The organism is Arthrobacter sp. EPSL27 (genome assembly GCF_001512305.1).
GTDB lineage: Bacteria > Actinomycetota > Actinomycetes > Actinomycetales > Micrococcaceae > Arthrobacter.
Map to the genome: position 1 here is coordinate 504,167 of NZ_LNUT01000005.1, position 21,626 is coordinate 525,792.

Sequence of the window (21,626 nt, forward strand, 5' to 3'; positions counted from 1 at the left end):
CATGAAGTCGCAGGAGATCACCAAGCGCTGGATCGACTTTTTTGTCAGTAAGGGCCACACGGCGGTTCCCTCCGCCTCCCTGGTCTCCAGCGACCCTTCCCTGCTGTTCACGGTGGCCGGTATGGTCCCGTTCATTCCGTACCTGACAGCCCGCGAAGAAGCGCCCTACAGCCGGGCCACCAGCGTGCAGAAGTGCATCCGGACGGGTGACATCGAGGAAGTCGGCAAGACCGCGCGGCACGGCACCTTCTTCCAGATGTGCGGCAACTTCTCCTTTGGCGACTACTTCAAGGAAGACGCCATCAAGTTCGCGTGGGAGCTGCTCACCACCAGCGTTGACGACGGCGGCTACGGCCTGCCGCCCGAGCGGCTCTGGGTCACCGTCTACGAAGAAGACGACGAAGCCGAGCAGCTCTGGCTGAAGAACACCGGCATGCCGGCCGAACGGATCCAGCGGATGGGCAAGGCGGACAACTACTGGTCCACCGGCCAGCCCGGCCCGGCCGGCCCCTGCTCCGAGATCTACTACGACCGCGGACCGTCCTACGGCGTCGAAGGCGGACCCATCGCGGACGAGAACCGCTACGTGGAGATCTGGAACCTCGTGTTCATGCAGTACCAGATCGACAACGTCCGCTCCAAGGTGGACTTCGACATCACCGGCGAACTGCCCAAGAAGAACATCGACACCGGCCTCGGCATGGAACGTCTCGCGATGATCCTGCAGGACGTCGAGAACATGTACGAGACCGACCAGGTCCGCCCTGTGATCGACCGTGCCGCCGCCCTCTCCGGCAAGGAATACACCTCCGCCGAGTCGGCCGATGACCCGCACCACACCGACGACGTCCGCATGCGCGTCGTCGCCGACCACATCCGCTCCTCCCTCATGCTGATCGCCGACGGCGTCACACCCTCCAACGAGGGCCGCGGCTACGTGCTGCGCCGCCTGATCCGCCGCGCCGTGCGCTCCATGCGCCTGCTCGGCGTCGAAAAGGCCTGCCTGCCGGAACTGCTGCCCGCGTCCCGCGACGCCATGAAGGGCGTCTACCCGATCGTGGAGACGGACTTCGACCGGATCAGCCGGATCGCCTACGCCGAGGAAAAGGCGTTCCTGCGCACCATTGCCTCCGGCACCGCCCGCCTCGAGGACGCCGTCAAGGAATCCAAGGCCGCCAACAAGCCGCTCTCCGGCGCCGACGCCTTCGCCCTGCACGACACCTACGGCTTCCCGATCGACCTCACCCTCGAAATGGCCGAAGAGGCCGGCCTCAAGGTCGACGAGCCCGAGTTCCGCAAGCTCATGCTGGAACAGCGCCAGCGCGCCCAGGCCGACGCCAAGGGCAAGAAGGGCTCCCACGCGGACCTCAGCGCCTTCCAGGAGCTGCTCTCCGCCGGCGAAACGGTCTTCACCGGCTACACCGAGCTCACCGGCGAATCCAAGGTCCGTGGCATCCTGGCCGGCGGCCGCAAGGTCTCGCAGGCGTCCACCGGCGAGGAAATCGAGCTGGTGCTCGCCGAGACCCCGTTCTACGCCGAGGCCGGCGGCCAGGCCGCCGACACCGGCCTGATCACCGGTGACGGGTTCGTCGTCGAGGTCCTCGACGTCCAGCGCCCGGTCAAGGGCCTGAGCGTGCACAAGGCAATCGTCCGCGAAGGCGAAATCGGCGCGGACTCCCTGGTCCAGGCGGCCGTGGACCGGGAACGCCGGCACGCCGCCGAACAGGCCCACACGGGAACGCACATTGTGCACGCAGCGCTGCACCAGATCCTCGGGCCGGAGGCGCTGCAGCGCGGCTCCTTCAACAAGGCCGGCTACCTGCGCTTCGACTTCGCCTGGGGCGAAGGCCTGAGCGCGGCCACCCGCTCCGAGATCGAGGAAGTCTCCAACATCGCCATCCGCAACAACTACCGGGTGGAAACCAAAGTGATGGGCCTCGCCGAGGCCAAGGCCCTCGGCGCCATGGCACTCTTCGGCGAGAACTACGGCAACGAAGTCCGCGTCGTGGAGATCGACGGCGCCTGGTCCCGTGAGCTCTGCGGCGGCACGCACGTCGAAAACACCTCGCTGATCGGCAGCCTGTCCCTCCTGGGCGAACAGTCCGTAGGATCGGGAAACCGCCGCGTCGAGGCCTTCGTGGGCATGGACGCCTTCCGGCACCTCGCCGCCGAACGCGCGCTGGTCACGGAGCTCACCGACATGCTGAAGGTTCCTTCCGGGCTCCTCGCGGACCGGATCGCCAGCACCTTGACCAAGCTCAAGGCTGCCGAGAAGGAACTCGACCGGCTGCGCAAGGAGCAGCTCACGGCGGCCGCTGCGCAGCTCGTGGGCACCGCCCAGGATGCCGCCGGAGTCAAGGTCATCGCACACGACGCCGGCCAGGTCAGCGGCGCCGACGACCTGCGGGGCCTCGCCCTGGACCTGCGCACCCGTCTCGGCTCCGAGCCGGCAACCGTCGCGGTGGCCGGTGTCAGCAACGACCGTCCGGTCGTCCTGATCGCCACGAACGAGGCCGCCCGGGCCGCCGGCGTCAAGGCAGGAGCCCTGGTGCGCCTCGCTGCCGGGATCCTCGGCGGCGGCGGTGGCGGCAAGGACGACGTCGCCCAGGGCGGCGGCACCGACGCCACCAAGGTCGGCGCGGCCCTCGCCGCCGTCGTGGACGCCATTACCCGGCGATAACGGACGGACCATGAACGAAGCTGCTGTGACCGGCGACTACCCCCGGGGCGTGAAACTGGGGATAGACGTCGGCACCGTCCGGGTTGGCGTCGCGGTCTGCGACCGCGACGGCATCCTGGCCACCCCGCTCCGCACGCTGGAGCGGAACGCGAAGAAGAATACCGACGTGCGGATCCTCGCGGAGTTGGCTGTTGAACTCGGTGCGGTCCAGATTTTTGTCGGCCTGCCGCGGACCATGAAGGGCGAGGAACATGCCTCCGCCCGGATGGCCTCAGACTACGCCGAGCTACTGGCGGGTAAACTGGGGGAGAGCGGTTCCGAGGTTCCGGTGCTGCTGGTCGACGAGCGGCTCAGCACGGTGACTGCACACCGGAACCTGCACGACGCTGGCATGAGCAGCCGGAACCACCGTAAGGTAGTTGATCAGGTTGCGGCCGCAGGTATCCTGCAACACGCGATCGATATGCAAAAGGCCAGGGGGACGGATGTGGGACGCCGCGTTATCGCGGAGTCCTCGCCGGGGCCGATCGGGGACGGCGCTCAGGCCGGACCCGCCACGGATATGCAATCTGCACACACGCATTCTGCCCAATATGGAAGGCTACAGTGAGCCCGGTCAACAGTGACGATCCCTCCAGCGGTGCTTTCGGCGGCGCCGGCCGACCGCTGACGCGGAAGGAGATCAGGGCCCAGGAAAAGTCCCAGGCGACGCAGGGGCAGGACGTGATCCCGCCGCAGGCCTTCCAGTCCGCCGCTGACACCCCGCCCGCGGGGCTTAACGCCATTGCCGGCCGGGACGCTGCCTCCGAACCCGGACCAATCGAACCCGGACCGGTCCAGCCGGCACCCGCCCACCCGGAACCGGTCCAGGCTGCCAATGCGCCGGACCTTCCGGCTGCGGCCCCCACTGTTCATGAAGAAGCCGCTCATCAAGAAGCCGCTCATCAAGAAGCAGTTCATGAAGATGCAGCGCATGAGCAGCCCGTCTATGACGAGCCGGTGCACAAACAGCCAGCGCATGAAGAGTTCGTGCACGAACAGCCAGCGCATGAAGAGTTCGTGCACGAACAGCCAGCGCATGAAGAGTTCGTGCAGGAACAGCCCGTGCACGATGAGCCGGTGCACTACGAGCCTGCGCCTGCGGAACCCGTCCATGAGTACGCCGGCGCAGTGCCGGCCCATGATTCCAGCCATGACCACGGCTATGACGCCCACGGTCATGATGCAGAGCAGTACCCCGTCCATGCAGCCGAGGATGCCTCCTACGGCCACCCCGGTGCGGACACCCATCCCGCCGACTACCAGCACGAGGAAGACGGCCGCGTAGTTCTGGCCGGTGGTGCCGCCATCCGCACGTCCAAGGGCCCGTCCAAGAAGGTCCGCCGCCGGCGCCGCTTCCTGGCGCTGCTGCTGACCCTTTCAGTCTTCGTCGTGGCACTTGCCGTCGGCGCGCAGTTCATCAAGCCGCTCCTCGGCGGCGACAAGGTGGCCGATTTCCCCGGCCCCGGGACCGGCGAGGTAGTCATCACCGTGCCGCCGGGCGCCGGCCCGAAGTCCGTGGCCACTGAACTCGAGCAAAAGAACGTGGTGGCCAACGCCGACACGTTCCTCAAGGATTTCCTTGCCTCCGGCGGGGCACTGGCTCCCGGCGACTTCACCATGCGCAACGAGATGAAGAACTCCGACGCCGTGGCCGTGCTCCTCAACAAGGACCAGGGCAAGGTCATGTACTTCGCCCTGAGCGCCGGGCTCCGGATCGGTGAATCGCTCGAGGCCATCTCCGCGGGCACCGGCGTCCCGGTCGCCCAGCTCAAGGAACTCAGCGACTCGCCCGCCCAGTTCGGCGTACCGTCCAGGGCCAGGAACCTCGAAGGCTTCCTCGCCCCCGGCGAGCACCGCTTCCCGCTCGGCACCCCTGCCAAGGAGGTGCTGCAGAAGCTCGTCTCCACCACGCTGGACGAACTGGTCTCGCAGGGCGTCACTGACCCCGAGAAGCAGTACGACGTCGTCACGGTCGCCAGCATCGTCCAAGCCGAAGGCGGCCAGGCGGAGTACGGCGATGTGGCGGGCGCCATCTACAACCGCCTCAAGCCGGACAACGTCGAAACCAACGGACTGATCCAGTCCGACGCCACGGTGACCTACGGGCTGGGCATCAAGAGCTTCCACATCGACGAGGAACAAAAGGCCGACGCGTCCAACCCGTACAACACCTACGCGAACAAGGGGCTCCCGGTGGGGCCGATCGGCTCGCCAGGCAAGACCGCCATCGACGCGGCGGCCAAGCCGAAGTCGAACGACTACCTGTACTGGGTGACAATCAACCTGGACACCAAGGAGACGTTGTTCGCCAAGACGCTGGCGGAGCACAACGTCAACGTGGACCGTTACAACGCCTGGTGCGCGGACAACCCCGGACGCTGCGTATGACGCTGCGGGCCGCCGTGCTCGGGCACCCCATCAGCCACTCCAAGTCACCGGCGCTGCACCGTGCCGCCTACGCCCGCCTGGGCATGGAGATGGACTACACGGCCATCGACGTGACCGAGGATGCGTTGCCGGCCTTCATGGCCGGGGTCCGCGAGGACGTGCGGCAGGTCGGCAGCTGGCGGGGCCTGTCGGTCACCATGCCGCTGAAAACCGGCATGCTGAAAGAAGTGGATGAGGTCCGGGGCGTTGCCCGGGCATTGGGCGTCGTGAACACCGTCGCTGTCGAGCCCGCGGCGCCGGGGGACACTAACGGGGCCACCCGGCTGGTGGCCTACAACACCGACGTCGCCGGGATCGTCAACGCCCTGCGCTATGCCGGTGCCACGTCCGCGCCGAAGGCCGCCGTGCTGGGCGGAGGCGGCACCTCCGCAGCTGCCGTGGCGGCGCTGAAAGAACTGGACGCACCTTCCGCGGACGTCTTCGTCCGCGACGTCAGCCGCGCCGCGGAGGCGAAGGCAGCCGCTGCCGCCGTCGGCCTTCCGGTGCAGATCCTTCCCTTGGGCGGCGCGGCTGCCGCCCTGGCCGCGGCCGACGTCGTCATCTCCACCCTGCCGCCGCGGGCTGCCGACCCGCTGGCCGATGACCTCGCGCAGCTGTTCGGGCAGCGCGGGTCCGGATCCTCCCTTGAAGCGGCCCGGCCCGGGGTGCTGCTGGACGTCGCCTACGATCCCTGGCCCAGCCGGATCGCCGCCGCCTGGCAGGAAGCCGGCGGGACCGTGGTCCCGGGACTGGAGATGCTGATTTACCAGGCCGTGGAACAGGTCCGCCATTTCACCGGCCTGGGGGACGCCATGCCGGCCGAAGTCATAGATGTGATGTGTGACGCAGTCGGGGCGCCCCGACGGGTGTTCTAACCGCCTTACATGGCAGGATGGATTTTATGTTGCGTTGGTTGACTGCCGGAGAATCCCATGGCCCGGCACTGGTCGGAATTATCGAAGGCGTGCCCGCCGGTGTTGAACTCACCAGCGCGCAGATCGCCGATTCACTGGCCCGCCGCCGCCTAGGCTACGGCCGCGGCGCGCGGATGAAGTTCGAGCAGGACGTGGTGACCATCCTCGGCGGCGTCCGCCACGGCATCACCCAGGGCGGCCCCGTCGCCATCCAGGTCGGCAACACCGAATGGCCCAAGTGGGAGCAGATCATGTCCGCCGACCCGGTGGACCCCGAGGAACTGGCCAACCAGGCCCGCAACGCCCCGCTGACGCGCCCGCGTCCCGGCCACGCCGACTTCACGGGCATGCAGAAATACGGCTTCGATGAGGCCCGGCCCGTCCTCGAGCGCGCCAGCGCCCGCGAAACGGCAACCCGCGTGGCCCTCGGCACCGTAGCCTCCGCGTTCCTTAAGCAGCTCGGCATCGAACTGGTCTCGCACACGGTCTCGATCGCCAGCACCGCCGTTCCGGAAGGCCGGCCGCTGCCCGTCCCGGCCAACGTCCTGGCCCTCGACGCCGACCCGCTGCGCTGCTTCGACCGGGAAACCTCCGACGCCATGGTTGCCGAGGTCGACGTCGCCCACAAGGAAGGCGAAACCCTCGGCGGCGTGGTGGAGGTCCTGGCCTACGGACTCCCGCCGGGACTCGGCAGCTACGTCCATTGGGACCGGCGCCTCGACGCACGGCTGGCGGCCGCCCTGATGGGCATCCAGGCCATCAAGGGCGTGGAAGTCGGGGACGGGTTCCTCACCGCATCCCGCCGCGGCTCGGCCGCACACGACGAGATCGTCAAGGACGCCGACGGCACCATCATCCGCACCTCCAACCGCGCCGGCGGCATCGAAGGCGGTATGAGCATCGGCGATGTGCTGCGCGTCCGCGCCGCCATGAAGCCGATCGCCACCGTGCCCCGCGCGCTCAAGACCGTTGACGTCAGCACCGGCGAGGCCGCCAAGGCCCACCACCAGCGATCCGACGTCTGTGCCGTCCCCGCGGCCGGGGTGGTGGCCGAGGCCATGGTGGCGCTGGTCCTGGCCGAGGCCGTCATGGAAAAGTTCGGCGGCGATTCCGTGCAGGAAACCGCCCGCAACATCAAGGGTTATCTGGACAACATTCCGGCGTCCCTGGACTCGATCGGCCAGTAGTGCCGGGCGCCATGCCGGCAGTGCCGGCGCCGAACACTGCCCGGCCCGTCGTCCTGATCGGACCGATGGCCGTAGGCAAATCGGCCATCGGACACCAGCTCGCCCAGCACCTGGGGGCGCCTTTCGTGGACACCGACGCTGTGGTGGTGGCCAGCCACGGGTCCATCGCGGAGATCTTTGCCGGCCGCGGCGAGCACGCCTTCCGGGAGCTCGAGGCCAGGGCCGTCGCACGGGCCATTGAGGACGCGCAGGGCACCAGCACCGTCATCTCCCTGGGCGGCGGCGCGGTGCTGGACTCCGGCACGCAGCAGCTGCTGCGGCAGTGTACGGTGGTCTACCTCGAATGCGACGCGGACACCGTGGCGGAGCGGATCGCCAGGAATTCGGGCCGGCCCCTGCTGGCCGGAGACGCCATGGCACGATGGAAGACGCTGTTCGCCACCCGGCGGCCGGTCTACGAACGGCTGGCCGACCTGGTGCTGGACGTGCGGACGGGGTCCGTCCCGGGCCTCACGCACCGGCTCGAAGAGGCGCTGCGCGGGCACGCGGCCGGCACAACCGCGGCCGTACCCACGGCAGCGCGGACTAAGGAAGTTGGAAAGTGATCACCGAATCAACCGTCATCAAGGTCACCGGTCAGACGCCCGGCGAAAACTACGACGTCGTGGTGGGCCGCGGCCTGCTGGCCGGCCTCCCCGCGCTCCTGGGCGAGCGCGTCCGGCGCGTCCTGGTCATCCACCCCCGCGCGTTGCGCCTCACCGGTGACACCGTCAGGGAAGAACTCGCAGCCGCCGGCTTCACGGCATTGACGGCCGAAATTCCCGATGCCGAAGAAGGCAAGCACATCGAGGTGGCCTCGTTCTGCTGGCAGGTGCTGGGCCAGAACGACTTCACCCGATCGGACGCCATTGTCGCCGTCGGCGGCGGGGCCGTCACCGACCTGGCCGGCTTCGTCGCCGCGACCTGGCTGCGCGGGGTCAAGGTCATCCACATGCCCACCAGCCTGCTCGGCATGGTGGACGCCGCCGTCGGAGGCAAAACCGGGATCAACACCGCTGAAGGCAAGAACCTCGTCGGCGCGTTCCACCCGCCGGCCGGGGTCCTCGCCGACCTCGACACCCTGGACACCCTGCCCAAGAACGAGATGATCTCCGGCATGGCCGAGGTCATAAAGTGCGGCTTCATCGCCGACCCGGCCATCCTGGACCTGATCGAACAGGATCCCGCCGCCGTCGCGGACCCGCGCTCGGACGCCGTCCGCGAACTCATCGAACGCGCCATCTCCGTGAAAGCGAAGGTGGTGTCCGAGGACCTCAAGGAAACCGGCCAGCGCGAATTCCTCAACTACGGCCACACCCTGGGCCACGCGATTGAGCTCGCCGAGCGCTACTCTTGGCGGCACGGAGCCGCCGTCTCCGTCGGCATGATGTTCGCCGCGGAGCTGGCACGCAGCGTCGGGCGGCTCAGCGACGCCGACGCCGACCGGCACCGCAGCATCCTGGAGAGCTTGGGCCTTCCCACCACCTACCGGCGCGACCGCTGGCAGGCACTGCTCGACGGCATGCGCCGGGACAAGAAGTCCCGCGGGGACCTGCTGCGCTTCGTGGTGCTCGACGGCGTGGGCCGTCCCGGCATCCTCGACGTCCCGGACACCTCCCTCCTGTTCGCCGCGTACCAGGAGATTGCCTCCTGATGGCTTTTCCCAGCGGCACCAGCGACTGGCCGGACGCAGGCTTCCCGGGGATCAAGATCAACCCGGACAGCCTGGTCGCGGAGGTTGTCAACGAGGAAGCCTGCGCCGCGGCACTGGCCGCTTCCACCGACCCCGGTGACGTGATCTTCGTGCGCCTCGTCGAGGGGCACGCCGCCGAGGCCGCCGAGCTGCTCGCCGAAGCCCGGTACGCCGATCCCGCCTCGCTGCGCCTGCGGATTTTCGAAGCGGACGTCCTGCGGGTCTCCAACCGGCTGGACCGGGCCGTGGACCTGTTCCGCCAGCTGCTGGCCGAGACCCACGGCACGCCGGACGAGGCCGCCATCCGCCAGCACCTGGGCCGGGCCTATTTCGCCAGCGGCAACATTGCCGCCGCCGTCGAATCCTTCACCAAAGCCCTCGACCTCCGGGTCGCCGGCTCCGCCGATGCGGCCCTGATCTACGCCTCCACGGTGGCGCTGCGGCGCGCCCGGGACGTGGCGGATCTCGCCTCCTGATCCGAGGTCCAAAAACCCCTTGCGGCAGCGCCGCACGGGCCCGTCCGGCAGCCCGGGGACAAAACCGGTAGAATGGTTCTTGGATTTTTGATAAATACGCGCTGGCAGCCATTCGGCCTGCTTGCCTGGCATAACGGCTGGCAGCTGAAAGCAGCTAGACACGAACCCGAAGGATACTGTGGCAACCACTAACGACATCAAGAACGGAACCGTCCTTAAGCTTGAGGGCCAGCTCTGGAACGTCATTGAGTTCCAGCACGTCAAGCCAGGCAAGGGCGGCGCGTTTGTGCGCACCAAGATGCGCAACGTGATGTCCGGCAAGGTGGTCGACAAGACCTTCAACGCCGGACTCAAGATCGAGACCGCCACGGTCGACCGCCGCGACTACCAGTACCTGTACCAGGACGGCGCGGACTTCGTATTCATGGACACGACCGACTTCGACCAGCTCACCGTTCCGGGTGCAACCGTCGGTGACGCCACCAACTTCATGCTCGAGAACCAGATGGTGAACATCGCCATCCACGAGGGCAACCCACTCTACATCGAGCTGCCCCCGAGCGTCGTGCTCGAGATCACCTACACGGAGCCGGGCCTGCAGGGCGACCGCTCCTCGGCCGGCACCAAGCCCGCCACCCTTGAAACCGGCTACGAGATCCAGGTGCCCCTGTTCGTCGAGAACAACACCAAGGTCAAGGTGGACACCCGCGACGGCAGCTACCTCGGCCGGGTCAACGACTAGTGAGCGCACGCGGTAAGGCCCGTAACAGGGCACTGGATGTTCTCTTCGAGGCGGAGCAGCGCTCCGTGTCGGCGTTCGATGTGCTGAAGGCCCGCCGGGAGCGGACGGATCAGATCGTCAATCCGTACACGCTCGAAATCGTCGAAGGCGTCATCTCCCACCAGAGCGCCATCGACGAGTTCCTGGAAACCTACTCGCAGGGGTGGACGCTGGAGCGGATGCCGTCCGTGGACCGCATCATCCTGCGGATCGGCACCTGGGAGCTGCTCTACAACGACGACGTGCCCGACGGCGTCGCCGTCAGCGAAGCCGTGGCACTGGCCAAGACCCTGTCCACGGACGAGTCGCCGTCGTTCATCAACGGCCTGCTGGGCCGCCTGCAGCAGCTGAAGCCCTCGCTGCTGGCGTAAGCGGCTTAAGCGCTGCGCAACGAAGAACCCCGCCCGGGTCACCTGAACTGGTCACCCGGGCGGGGTTCTTTTGTGCCTCCGTTTTCGTCCCTGTTTCTTTGTCCCTGTCCCGTTTGTCCCTATCGGGGAGTCAGCCCACGACGGCGGCGCGGAGCGCGGTGATCTCGGCGAGCTGCTGCCGCTCATCGAGCTGATGCGCGGGGACGTCCCGGCCGCTGAGGATGCGCTGCCGGGTGAAGGCGAGCTGCGTGGCGGCATGGACCAAGGCCTTCATCTGCGGGCCACGGCCGGTGGAGGCCGCCCAGCGAACGGCCGAGCGGCGGCCGGCGCCGGTGGCCAGCATCTCCACCTCCGCCGCGGTGAACCAGCCGGCCGCCGCATACTCCTTCAGGCGCTGGCGGGTGAGGCGGCGCTCCGCGACCTGCAGCAGCACGATCACCAGGACCGCCAGGAGGAAGATGGGCACCTGGACCAGAATGTACGTGGCCAGGAAGTTCGCGCCCATGCTGTTCCACGCACTGTGCAGCAGCATCGCCGGGACCAGGCCGACGCCGAACGCCAGCACGGACAGGCCGTTGTGCCAGCGGCGCGCGGCGAAGCCCATGATCAGGCCGGTGGTGCCGGTGAAGATGGCGTGGGCGAACGGCGACATGACCCCGCGGAGGAAGAACACCACAGCCAGCTCCGTGCCGGGATCGCTCGATTCGGCGATCGCCCGGCCGAAATAGAGGATGTTCTCGGTGAACGCGAACCCGGCCGCGATGGTGAACGCGAACACCACACCGTCCACCGGGCCGTCGAAGTGCTTCCGGGCGAAGAGCAGGAGCAGCAGCAGGCCCAGGGACTTGGCGAACTCCTCGACCACCGGGGCCTGCACGGTCACGGCGAACGTCGTATAGTCCAGCCCGGACGCCGGCCCCGCCACGGCCGAGAAATAGGGCTGCAGGATCATGGTCACGGCAATCGAGACCGCAGCGCCCCACACGAACGCGAACACCAGCAGCGGCCGGGGCTCCGGCTCCCAGCGGTCAATGAAGCGCACAGTCAGCAGAACGGTGCCCAGGGGGATGAGCGAGGCGATGAAGCCGACCACGAAGCCGGAGATGCCCGTGCTGCCCAGGAGGAACGGCAGCACCAGGAAGAGGCTGAAGAACCCCAGGAACACGCCCGCCACCAGCAGTCCGGACACGGAGCCGCGGCGGCGCGGGGCCTGCGGGGCAGGCGGGAGCCCCGGGCTGGGCCGGCCGGAGCTGTTGGCCGGCGCTGGCCGGTAGTACTCCGGCTGTACATGCCCGAGCCAGGTCGGATTCGCCTGCTGGGGCAGCGGCCGCTGGTGGCCGGGGGAGTAGCCGGGGTGCCCCGGCCCCGGGCGCGGATCGTTCATCGTCATGGTCCCGAGCCTATGTCCGTGTGAGCTTAAACGCATGCCCGCGCCGCAGGGCGCCATTCCCGCTGTGGTAATTTGGGAAGGCAAACAATCCTTTTTTAATTCCGTCCCGTGAGGCGGGGAAAGGGGAGACGAGCGTTGACTTCTGTTCCAGAAGCACCGGTTCCGGCCAAGGTTGTTCTTACCCGAGTGGTACTCAGCCAGGCGGACATCGACCGTGCACTCACTCGTATCGCCCATGAGATTCTCGAGTCCAACAAGGGCTCCCAGGACCTGGTCCTGTTGGGCATCCCGCGCCGGGGCTACCCCCTCGCCGTCCGGCTCGCCGCCAAGATTGCCGCCGCCGATCCCACCGTGGACCCCGCCGCGATCGTCGGCCAGCTCGACGTGACCATGTTCCGCGACGATCTCTCCCACCAGGGCACCCGCCCGGTCTACCCCACCCAGCTGCCGCGCACCGGCATCGACAACAAAGTCGTGGTCCTGATCGACGACGTCCTCTACTCCGGCCGCACCATCCGGGCCGCCCTGGACGCCCTGATCGACCTCGGCCGCCCGCGCATCGTCCGCCTCGCGGTCCTGATCGACCGCGGCCACCGCGAGCTGCCCATCCGCGCGGACCACGTCGGAAAGAACCTCCCCACCTCCTCGGCCGAAAAAGTCCGGGTCCGGCTCGAGGAAACCGACTCCGCCGGAGACGGGGAAACAGGCGGCACCCCGGTCAACGAAGTGGTCATCGAGGCCACAGCATGAGGCACCTGCTGTCCACGGAGGACCTGAGCCTGGCCAACGCCATCCGCATCCTCGACACCGCCGAGGAAATGGCGGCCGTGGGGGAGCGCGAAGTCAAAAAGCTCCCCGCGCTCCGCGGCCGCACGGTGGTCAACCTGTTCTTCGAGGACTCCACCCGCACCCGGATCTCCTTCGAGGCCGCCGCCAAACGGCTCTCCGCCGACGTCATCAACTTCGCCGCAAAAGGCTCCTCCGTCTCCAAGGGCGAATCCCTCAAGGACACGGCCCAGACGCTCTCCGCGATGGGCGCCGACGCCGTCGTGATCCGGCACTGGGCCTCCGGCGCCCCGCACCGGCTCGCCGATACCGACTGGATCGACGCCGCCGTCATCAACGCCGGCGACGGCACCCACGAACACCCCACGCAGGCACTCCTGGATGCCTTCACCATGCGACGCCACTGGGCACGGCTGGCCGGCACCCCGTCCGCGGGGGCCGACCTCAAAGGCATGCGGGTTGCGATTGCCGGGGACGTGCTGCACTCCCGGGTGGCCCGGTCCAACGTCTGGCTCCTGCGCACCCTCGGCGCCGACGTGACCCTGGTGGCCCCGCCCACGCTGCTGCCGATCGGCGTCGAGAAGTGGCCCTGCAAGGTCAGCTACGATCTGGACCAGACCTTGGCCGGCGGCGTCGACGCGATGATGATGCTGCGTGTGCAGGGCGAGCGGATGAACGCCTCGTTCTTTCCCACCACCCGCGAATACTCGCGCCGCTGGGGCTTCGACGACAACCGGCTCCGTGCCTTGGACAGCCTGGGCTTCAAGGACACCATCATCATGCACCCCGGGCCGATGAACCGCGGCCTGGAAATCTCCTCCGCCGCCGCCGATTCGCCCCGGTCCACGGTGCTGGCGCAGGTCCGCAACGGCGTGTCCATCCGCATGGCGGCCCTCTACCTGCTGCTCTCCGGGGACACCCGCGAACCGGCGCACCACACCGCTTCCACCCATTCCGCAGCGACCAACCCGGCCCACGCCACCAAGGAGAGCCACTAATGGCATCACAGCACCACGACGCCGGCGCCGGCGCCTACCTGATCCGCGGCGCCGCCATTCTCGGCGGGGCTCCCGAGGACCTCCTCATCCGCGACGGGATCATCGCCGAACGCGGCCAGGACCTGTCCGCGGATGGCGCAAGAGTGAGGAACGCAACAGTAATTGACGCCGCCGGGCTGGTCGCCCTGCCCGGCATGGTGGACATCCACACACACCTGCGCGAACCGGGCCGCGAGGACGCCGAAACGGTCGAGACCGGCACCCGCGCCGCCGCCCTGGGCGGCTACACCGCCGTGCACGCCATGGCGAACAGCACCCCGGTGGCTGACACCGCCGGCGTCGTCGAACAGGTCCTCACCCTGGGCCGCACAGCCGGCTGGGTGGACGTCCGCCCGGTGGGCGCCGTGACGGTGGGCCTCGCGGGGGAGCAGCTCGCCGAACTCGGCGCCATGGCCGATTCCCGCGCGCACGTCCGGGTCTTCTCCGACGACGGCATCTGCGTCCACGATCCCGTCCTGATGCGCCGCGCGCTGGAATACGTCAAGGCGTTCGACGGCGTCGTCGCCCAGCATGCGCAGGAACCGCGCCTCACCGCCGGCGCGCAGATGAACGAGGGCGACGTCTCCGCCGTCCTGGGCCTCACCGGCTGGCCGGCCGTCGCCGAGGAAAGCATCATCGCCCGCGACGTCCTCCTGGCCCAGCACGTCGGCTCCCGGCTCCACGTCTGCCACGTCTCCACCGCCGGATCCGTCGAGATCATCCGGTGGGCCAAGTCCCGCGGGGTCAACGTCACCGCCGAGGTCACGCCGCACCACCTCTGGCTCACCGACGAGCTTGCCCGCAGCTACGACCCCGTTTACAAGGTCAACCCGCCGCTGCGCACCGACGCCGACGTCCAGGCCCTGCGCGCCGCGCTGGCCGACGGAACCATCGACGTCGTGGGCACCGACCACGCCCCGCACCCGAGCGAGCACAAGGAATGCGAGTGGGCCCAGGCGGCCATGGGCATGACCGGGCTGGAGACCGCGCTGTCCGTGGTGCAGCACACCATGATCGAAACCGGCCTGATGGGCTGGGCCGACTTCGCCCGCGTCACGTCCACCGCCCCCGCCGCGATCGGCCGGGTGGCCGACCAGGGCCGCGGGCTCGACGCCGGCGAACCCGCAAACGTCACACTCGTGGACCCGGCTGCGCGCTGGACCGTGGACCCTTCTAAGATGGCAACCATGGGCCGCAACTCTCCGTTTGCCGGACGGGAACTCCCCGGCAAGGTGGTGGCAACGTTCTTCAAGGGCCACCCCACCGTGCTGGACGGCAAACTCAACACCCCGTACCGCTGGCTTGCCGAAACACCGGAGCTGCCCGGCACCGCAGCGGCTGGCAGCCTCTGATGGTCAAGGAACTCTCACTCATCCTGACCCTGGTGCTCATCGCCGTCGCGCTGGTCCTCATCTGGCTCGGCTGGCGGAACCGGCTGCGCCGCCAGTCCGACGTCGAGCCCCTGCCGGAAATGCCCGCGGAGCTCGGTGCCGCGCTGGCCGTGGCGGACGGCCAGTACGTGGCCACCACCACCGCCGGTGACTGGCTGGACCGCATTGCCGTGCACAACCTCGGCATCCGGACCAACGCCGAACTCAGCGTCCACCCGGAGGGTGTGCTGTTCGACCGGTCCGGCGCCGGGCCGGTGTTCATCCCGGCCGCCAGCCTCACCGGGGTGCGGCAGGAAAGCGGCATGGCCGGGAAGTTCGTCGAAAAGGACGGCCTCTTGGTGCTCAGCTGGATGCTGGGCAGCCGTGAACTGGACTCCGGGTTCCGCACCCGGCACGCCGGCGACAAAGCCACCCTCCTCACCGCCCTGCAAGATTTGATCCCCGCGGCCCCCCAGGCCAATGCCGATAGTGGAAAGTAACGACGTGACGGACCCGAACCCCATGACATCAACCGCAGCAACTGCAACAGCCTCCGCAGCGCCGGAACCCGCCGTCCTCGTCCTCGAGGACGGCCGGATCTTCCGCGGGACCAGCTACGGCGCCACCGGCACCGCCCTCGGCGAGGCCGTGTTCGCGACCGGCATGACCGGCTACCAGGAGACCATCACGGACCCCTCCTACGCCCGGCAGCTGGTGGTGCAGACCGCCCCGCACATCGGCAACACCGGTGTGAACAAGGACGACGCCGAGTCCCGGCGCATCTGGGTGGCCGGCTACATTGTCCGCGAGGCCGCCCGGCGCCCCTCAAACTGGCGCTCCGAGCGCTCCCTGGACGAGGAGCTGGCCGAGCAGGGCGTCGTCGGCATCCAGGGCGTGGACACCCGCGCCATCACCCGCCACCTGCGCGAACACAAGACCATGCGCGCCGGGATCTTCTCCGGCGACGCCGTCGGCACCGACAAGGAGCTCCTGGACGCGGTCTTGGCGAGCGCCCCCATGGAGGGCTCGCGGCTGGCCGAGGAAGTCAGCGTGGACGAGGCCTACATCGTGGAGCCCAAGGACTGGGGCTGGGACGGCGAACCGCGGTTCACCATCGCCGCGATCGATCTGGGCATCAAGCGGATGACCCCCATCCGGTTCGCCGAGCGCGGCGTCCGGGTGCATGTCCTCCCGGCCACCGCCACCCTGGCGGACGTCCAGGCGGTCAACCCGGACGGCTTCTTTATGTCCAACGGCCCCGGCGACCCCGCCACCGCCGACAACCAGGTCAAGCTGCTCCGCTCCGTCCTGGACGAGAAGATCCCGTACTTTGGCATCTGCTTCGGCAACCAGATCCTGGGCCGCGCCCTGGGCTTCGGCACCTACAAGCTGCGCTACGGCCACCGCGGCATCAACCAGCCCGTGATGGACCGCCGCACCGGCAAGGTGGAGATCACCTCGCAGAACCACGGCTTCGCCGTCGACGCCCCGCTTGAGGGTGCCACGCAGGCCCCCGAGGAGCGCTTCGGCCGTGTTGAGGTCAGCCACGTGAGCCTCAACGACGACGTCGTCGAGGGCCTGTCCTGCCTCGACATCCCGGCCTTCTCGGTCCAGTACCACCCCGAGGCGGCCTCCGGCCCGCACGACGCCGCCTACCTCTTCGACCGCTTCATCGATCTGATGGCGGACGCTGCCCCGAAGAGCGCAGCAGCTGCAACGACTTCCACCGAATCCAAGACTGAGGACAAGAAGTAATGCCCAAGAGAACTGACCTTAAGAGCGTCCTGGTCATCGGTTCCGGCCCGATCGTGATCGGCCAGGCAGCCGAATTCGACTACTCCGGCACCCAGGCACTGCGCGTCCTCAAGGAGGAGGGCCTCCGGGTCATCCTCGTCAACTCCAACCCGGCCACCATCATGACCGATCCGGAGTTCGCCGACGCCACCTACATCGAGCCGATCACCCCCGAGGTGGTCGAGAAGATCATCGCGAAGGAACGTCCGGACGCCGTCCTGCCCACCCTGGGCGGGCAGACCGCGCTGAACACCGCGATCGCGCTGGACAAGAACGGGGTGCTGGAGAAGTACAACGTGGAACTGATCGGGGCCAACATCGCCGCGATCGAGCTCGGCGAGGACCGCGAGAAGTTCAAGGGCGTCGTGGAGCGCTGCGGCGCGGAATCCGCCCGCAGCCACATCATCCACACCATCGATGAGGCCCTCGCCGCTGCCGAGGACCTCGGCTACCCGATGGTGGTCCGGCCCTCCTTCACCATGGGCGGCCTCGGCTCCGGCCTGGCGTACGACGAGTCCGACCTCCGCCGGATCGTGGGCCAGGGCCTGCAGTACAGCCCCACGTCCGAGGTGCTGCTCGAAGAGAGCATCCTGGGCTGGAAGGAGTACGAGCTCGAGATGATGCGGGACAAGAACGACAACGTCGTGGTGGTCTGCTCCATCGAGAACTTCGACCCTGTTGGCGTGCACACCGGCGACTCGATCACCGTTGCCCCCGCCCTGACCCTCACGGACCGCGAATACCAGCGGCTGCGCGACATCTCCATCGCCGTCATCCGCGAAGTCGGCGTCGACACCGGCGGCTGCAACATCCAGTTCGCCGTCGAGCCCAGCACGGGACGCGTCGTCGTCATCGAGATGAACCCGCGCGTCTCCCGCTCCTCCGCGCTGGCCTCCAAGGCCACCGGCTTCGCGATCGCCAAGATCGCCACGAAGCTCTCACTCGGCTACACCCTGGACGAGATCCCGAACGACATCACCCAGAAGACGCCGGCCTCTTTCGAGCCGACCCTGGACTACGTCGTCGTGAAGGTCCCGCGCTTCGCCTTCGAGAAGTTCCCCGCGGCGGACCCGACGCTGACCACCACCATGAAGTCGGTGGGCGAGGCCATGGCCATGGGCCGCAACTTCACCGAGGCCCTGCAGAAGGCCCTCCGCTCCCTCGAGCAGAAGGGCTCCCAGCTCGACTTCAGCCACGTTCCGGAATGGGAAGTGGCCGAGCTGATCGAAAAGGCCAAGCGCCCCACCACGGAGCGCCTGCACCAGGTCCAGCGCGCCCTTCTGGGCGGCGCCACCGTGGAGCAGCTCTTCGAGGCGACCAAGATCGACCCCTGGTACCTGGACCAGCTGCAGCTGCTGAACGAGATCTCGGCGGAAATCCGCCGGGCCGCCGCCCTGACGCCGGAGATGCTGACCCGCGCCAAGCGCCACGGCTTCTCGGACGAGCAGATCGGCGCCCTGACGCACAACTCCGAGGACGTGGTCCGCGGCGTCCGGCAGGCCCTCGGCATCCGCCCGGTCTACAAGACCGTGGACACCTGCGCGGCCGAATTCGCCGCGTACACCCCCTACCACTACTCCTCCTACGACGAGGAGGACGAGGTGGCGCTGCACGCCAAACCGTCCATCCTCATCCTCGGCTCCGGCCCGAACCGGATCGGCCAGGGCATCGAGTTCGACTACTCCTGCGTGCACGCCTCCATGGCGCTGCGCAAGGCCGGGTACGAGACCGTGATGGTCAACTGCAACCCCGAGACCGTCTCCACCGACTATGACATCTCCACCCGGCTGTACTTCGAGCCGCTCACGCTCGAGGACGTGCTGGAAGTCATCGCGGCCGAGGAACGCACCGGCGGCGTGATGGGCGTGTTCGTCCAGCTCGGCGGCCAGACCCCGCTCAAGCTCGCCCAGCAGCTCGCCGACGCCGGCGTGCCGATCCTCGGCACCTCCCCGGAAGCGATCGACCTCGCCGAGCACCGCGGCGCCTTCTCCCGGGTCCTCGACAAGGGCGGGCTCATTTCGCCGAAGAACGGCACCGCCGTGTCCTTCGACGACGCCAAGAAGATTGCCGACGAAATCGGCTACCCCGTGCTGGTCCGCCCCTCGTACGTGCTCGGCGGCCGCGGCATGGAGATCGTCTACGACGAGCCGAACCTCTCGCGCTACATCGCCAACGCCACGGAAATCACGCCGGACCACCCGGTGCTGATTGACCGCTTCCTCGAGGACGCCGTCGAAATCGACGTCGACGCCCTGTACGACGGCACCGAGATGTACCTCGGCGGCATCATGGAGCACATCGAGGAAGCCGGCATCCACTCCGGCGACTCCGCCTGCGTGCTGCCGCCCATCACCCTGGGCAACAACGTGCTGGAGCGGGTCCGCGCCGCCACCCTGGCGATCGCCGAGGGCGTGGGCGTCCGTGGCCTGATCAACATCCAGTTCGCCCTCGCCTCGGACGTGCTCTACGTCCTGGAAGCCAACCCGCGCGCCTCCCGCACCGTGCCGTTCGTTTCCAAGGCGACCGGCGTGCAGATGGCGAAGGCCGCTGCCCTGATCGGCACCGGCGTCACCATCAACCAGCTGCGCAGCGCCTACAAGATGCTGCCGGAAACCGGCGACGGCTCCACGCTGCCGCTGGACGCCCCGGTCTCCGTCAAGGAAGCCGTGCTGCCGTTCAGCCGCTTCCGCACGATGGAGGGCAAGGTGGTGGATTCGCTGCTCGGGCCCGAAATGCGCTCCACCGGTGAGGTCATGGGCATCGACAAGCACTTCGACACCGCCTTCGCCAAGAGCCAGGCCGCGGCGAACAACGCGCTGCCCACCGAGGGCAAGATCTTCGTCTCCGTGGCCAACCGGGACAAGCGCTCGGTCATCATGGGCGTGAAGCGTCTCTCGGACCTCGGCTTCGAGATCGTTTCCACCGGCGGCACGGCGGACGTCCTGCGCCGCAACGGCATCCAGGCCACCCCGGTCCGGAAGGTCGCGGAAGGCTCCAGCGCCGAAGGCGAGGGCACCATCGCGGACCTCATCGTCGCCGGCGAGATCGACATGGTCTTCAACACCCCCTCGGGCGGCGAGGCCCGCAGCGACGGGTACGAACTGCGTGCCGCAGCGACGTCGATCGGCGTCCCGTGCATCACCACGGTGGCCGAGTTCAACGCCGCGGTCCAGGCTATTGAGGCGCAGCGCACCTACGAGTGGTCCGTGACCAGCCTGCAGGAGCACGCCGCCTCACTGGCGGCGTCGCAGAACGCAGCCCAGGCCGCAGCCGGGGTCCCGCAGAATGCCTGAGGCGGACAAGGCAGCAACGGCCGGCCGGGAGTCCTTCGGCTCCCGGCTCGGCCGGGCCATGGCGGAGCGCGGCCCGCTCTGCGTCGGCATTGACCCGCACCCGGCCCTGATGGCCGGCTGGGGGCTGAACGACGACGTCGCCGGGCTGGAGCGTTTCTCGCTCACCGTCCTGGACGCCGTGGCACCGCTCGCTGCCGCGGTAAAGCCGCAGGTGGCACTGTACGAGCGGCACGGCTCGGCGGGGATGGCGGTCCTGGAGCGCACCCTCGCCGCAGCGGCCGAGGCTGCGGTGCTGACCATCGCCGACGCCAAGCGCGGCGACATCGGCTCCACCATGGCCGCTTACGCCGACGCCTGGCTGCGGGACGGTTCCGCGCTAGCCGCGGACTCGGTCACGCTGAGCCCGTACCTCGGCTTCGAATCGCTCCGCCCGGCCCTGGACCTCGCGGCGCAGACCGGCCGCGGCGTGTTTGTCCTGGCGCTGACGTCCAACCCGGAGGGTGCCTCCGTCCAGCACGTGGGCGGCGCGGACTCGGTGGCCCGCCGGATCGTCCAGGCCGCCGCGGCGGAAAACCGGCGATACGGCGTGGCGCAGGGCGGGGAGCTCGGTTCAACCGGCCTCGTTGTCGGCGCGACGGTCGGCCCGGCACTGACCGACCTTGGCCTGGACCTGGCCGCGGTGTGCGGCCCCATCCTGGCTCCCGGCCTCGGTGCGCAGGGCGCCACGGCCGCGGACCTGCGCCGCACCTTCGGCAGCGCGTACGGCCAGGTGCTGGGCACGTCCAGCCGCGACATCCTCGGCGCCGGCCCGCAGGTCCAGGCGCTGCGGGACGCCGCGCAGCGGACCCTCGAGGAGCTGCGCGCGGCCTAGGCGCCGCCGCGGCGATTTCCTGGTCTGGTCGCCGATTTGCCACGAATGGCCGCTATCGGGGCGGTCAAGGCGGCCATTCGTGGTGAATCGATGCAGCCGGGGATATCTGGAGGTCTTGCCGGCCAGCCGTGGCGAACGGATGCTGCGGGTCCGACCTCAGATGTGGCCGCGCGTCGGGCAGCCGTCGTCTCATTCGGGGTCGCCGATTTGCCACGAATGGCCGCTATCGGGGCGGTCAAGGCGGCCATTCGTGGTGAACGGGTGCAGCGGGGAAGGCTTTCCCGGCCATTTGTGGCATACGGGTGAGAACACTGCGGGACGCCGCGCAGCGGACCCTCGAGGAGCTGCGCGCTGCCTGACCTTGGGACAAGCTGGGGCCGGGGCAAACGTCCATTGATTTCTTCTGTCTCCAGACGGTAGGTTCAGGACAAGTCCGCGGCGCCGGCTGGGGAGGTCCCGCCCGCAGGGCCGGACC

General features: G+C 68.5%; 18 protein-coding genes. 17 read left to right on the forward strand and 1 reads right to left on the reverse strand.

The genetic code is table 11. From position 1 onward, the window contains the following. Window position 1 precedes the first annotated feature (1 nt). From alaS to nusB, 10 genes are all read left to right on the forward strand, one after another. Window positions 2-2,680 (forward strand): alanine--tRNA ligase, encoded by a 2,679-nt coding sequence (alaS, locus tag AR539_RS13265; protein ID WP_066437679.1) that lies wholly within the window; start codon window positions 2-4, stop codon window positions 2,678-2,680. Between the two features lie 10 nt (window positions 2,681-2,690). Next, on the forward strand, window positions 2,691-3,290 hold the full coding sequence (ruvX, locus tag AR539_RS13270; protein WP_066437682.1) for a Holliday junction resolvase RuvX: 600 nt from the start codon (window positions 2,691-2,693) through the stop codon (window positions 3,288-3,290). Then, window positions 3,287-5,110 carry an endolytic transglycosylase MltG gene (gene mltG, locus AR539_RS13275; protein ID WP_066437684.1) on the forward strand — a complete coding sequence of 608 codons (1,824 nt, stop codon included), beginning with the start codon at window positions 3,287-3,289 and terminating at the stop codon, window positions 5,108-5,110. The genes ruvX and mltG overlap by 4 nt, the downstream gene beginning before the upstream one ends. Further along, complete coding sequence (locus AR539_RS13280; protein ID WP_066437688.1) at window positions 5,107-6,024, forward strand: shikimate dehydrogenase; 918 nt, start codon at window positions 5,107-5,109, stop codon at window positions 6,022-6,024. The genes mltG and AR539_RS13280 overlap by 4 nt, the downstream gene beginning before the upstream one ends. A 26-nt stretch (window positions 6,025-6,050) precedes the next feature. Further along, window positions 6,051-7,250 carry a chorismate synthase gene (aroC, locus tag AR539_RS13285; RefSeq protein WP_066437691.1) on the forward strand — a complete coding sequence of 400 codons (1,200 nt, stop codon included), beginning with the start codon at window positions 6,051-6,053 and terminating at the stop codon, window positions 7,248-7,250. A gap of 11 nt (window positions 7,251-7,261) precedes the next feature. Continuing rightward, on the forward strand, window positions 7,262-7,855 hold the full coding sequence (locus AR539_RS13290) for a shikimate kinase (RefSeq protein WP_066439978.1): 594 nt from the start codon (window positions 7,262-7,264) through the stop codon (window positions 7,853-7,855). Then, window positions 7,852-8,943, forward strand: coding sequence for a 3-dehydroquinate synthase (aroB, locus tag AR539_RS13295; protein ID WP_066437694.1), 1,092 nt, complete (start codon window positions 7,852-7,854; stop codon window positions 8,941-8,943). The genes AR539_RS13290 and aroB overlap by 4 nt, the downstream gene beginning before the upstream one ends. Continuing rightward, on the forward strand, window positions 8,943-9,458 hold the full coding sequence (locus AR539_RS13300; RefSeq protein WP_066437696.1) for a tetratricopeptide repeat protein: 516 nt from the start codon (window positions 8,943-8,945) through the stop codon (window positions 9,456-9,458). The genes aroB and AR539_RS13300 overlap by 1 nt, the downstream gene beginning before the upstream one ends. Before the next feature lie 178 nt (window positions 9,459-9,636). Then, window positions 9,637-10,200, forward strand: coding sequence for an elongation factor P (gene efp / locus AR539_RS13305; RefSeq protein WP_066437700.1), 564 nt, complete (start codon window positions 9,637-9,639; stop codon window positions 10,198-10,200). Further along, complete coding sequence (nusB, locus tag AR539_RS13310; RefSeq protein WP_066437703.1) at window positions 10,200-10,610, forward strand: transcription antitermination factor NusB; 411 nt, start codon at window positions 10,200-10,202, stop codon at window positions 10,608-10,610. The genes efp and nusB overlap by 1 nt, the downstream gene beginning before the upstream one ends. A 130-nt stretch (window positions 10,611-10,740) precedes the next feature. Here nusB and AR539_RS13315 read toward each other — a convergent pair whose 3' ends face one another. Then, window positions 10,741-12,000, reverse strand: coding sequence for a PrsW family intramembrane metalloprotease (locus AR539_RS13315; RefSeq protein WP_231728614.1), 1,260 nt, complete (start codon window positions 11,998-12,000; stop codon window positions 10,741-10,743). Window positions 12,001-12,135: 135 nt separating this feature from the next. Here AR539_RS13315 and pyrR point away from each other — a divergent pair, with 135 nt between their 5' ends. From pyrR to pyrF, 7 genes are read left to right on the forward strand one after another with little or no spacing between them, the layout of a single operon-like run. After that, complete coding sequence (pyrR, locus tag AR539_RS13320; RefSeq protein WP_066437704.1) at window positions 12,136-12,750, forward strand: bifunctional pyr operon transcriptional regulator/uracil phosphoribosyltransferase PyrR; 615 nt, start codon at window positions 12,136-12,138, stop codon at window positions 12,748-12,750. Next, window positions 12,747-13,784 (forward strand): aspartate carbamoyltransferase catalytic subunit, encoded by a 1,038-nt coding sequence (locus tag AR539_RS13325; RefSeq protein ID WP_066437706.1) that lies wholly within the window; start codon window positions 12,747-12,749, stop codon window positions 13,782-13,784. The genes pyrR and AR539_RS13325 overlap by 4 nt, the downstream gene beginning before the upstream one ends. Beyond that, a complete protein-coding gene (locus AR539_RS13330) occupies window positions 13,784-15,175 on the forward strand; it encodes a dihydroorotase (protein WP_066437708.1) in 1,392 nt (463 codons plus the stop codon). Before AR539_RS13325 ends, AR539_RS13330 begins: the two co-directional genes overlap by 1 nt. Further along, window positions 15,175-15,693, forward strand: coding sequence for a PH-like domain-containing protein (locus tag AR539_RS13335; protein ID WP_066437711.1), 519 nt, complete (start codon window positions 15,175-15,177; stop codon window positions 15,691-15,693). The genes AR539_RS13330 and AR539_RS13335 overlap by 1 nt, the downstream gene beginning before the upstream one ends. Continuing rightward, window positions 15,674-16,948, forward strand: coding sequence for a glutamine-hydrolyzing carbamoyl-phosphate synthase small subunit (carA, locus tag AR539_RS13340; RefSeq protein ID WP_066437714.1), 1,275 nt, complete (start codon window positions 15,674-15,676; stop codon window positions 16,946-16,948). The genes AR539_RS13335 and carA overlap by 20 nt, the downstream gene beginning before the upstream one ends. After that, window positions 16,948-20,280, forward strand: a complete 3,333-nt coding sequence (gene carB / locus AR539_RS13345) for a carbamoyl-phosphate synthase large subunit (RefSeq protein WP_066437717.1) — start codon at window positions 16,948-16,950, stop codon at window positions 20,278-20,280. Before carA ends, carB begins: the two co-directional genes overlap by 1 nt. Further along, the gene (pyrF, locus tag AR539_RS13350) at window positions 20,273-21,151 is read left to right on the forward strand and encodes an orotidine-5'-phosphate decarboxylase (RefSeq protein ID WP_066437720.1); all 879 of its coding nucleotides are present in this window, start codon (window positions 20,273-20,275) and stop codon (window positions 21,149-21,151) included. Before carB ends, pyrF begins: the two co-directional genes overlap by 8 nt. The last annotated feature ends 475 nt before the right edge of the window (window positions 21,152-21,626 follow it).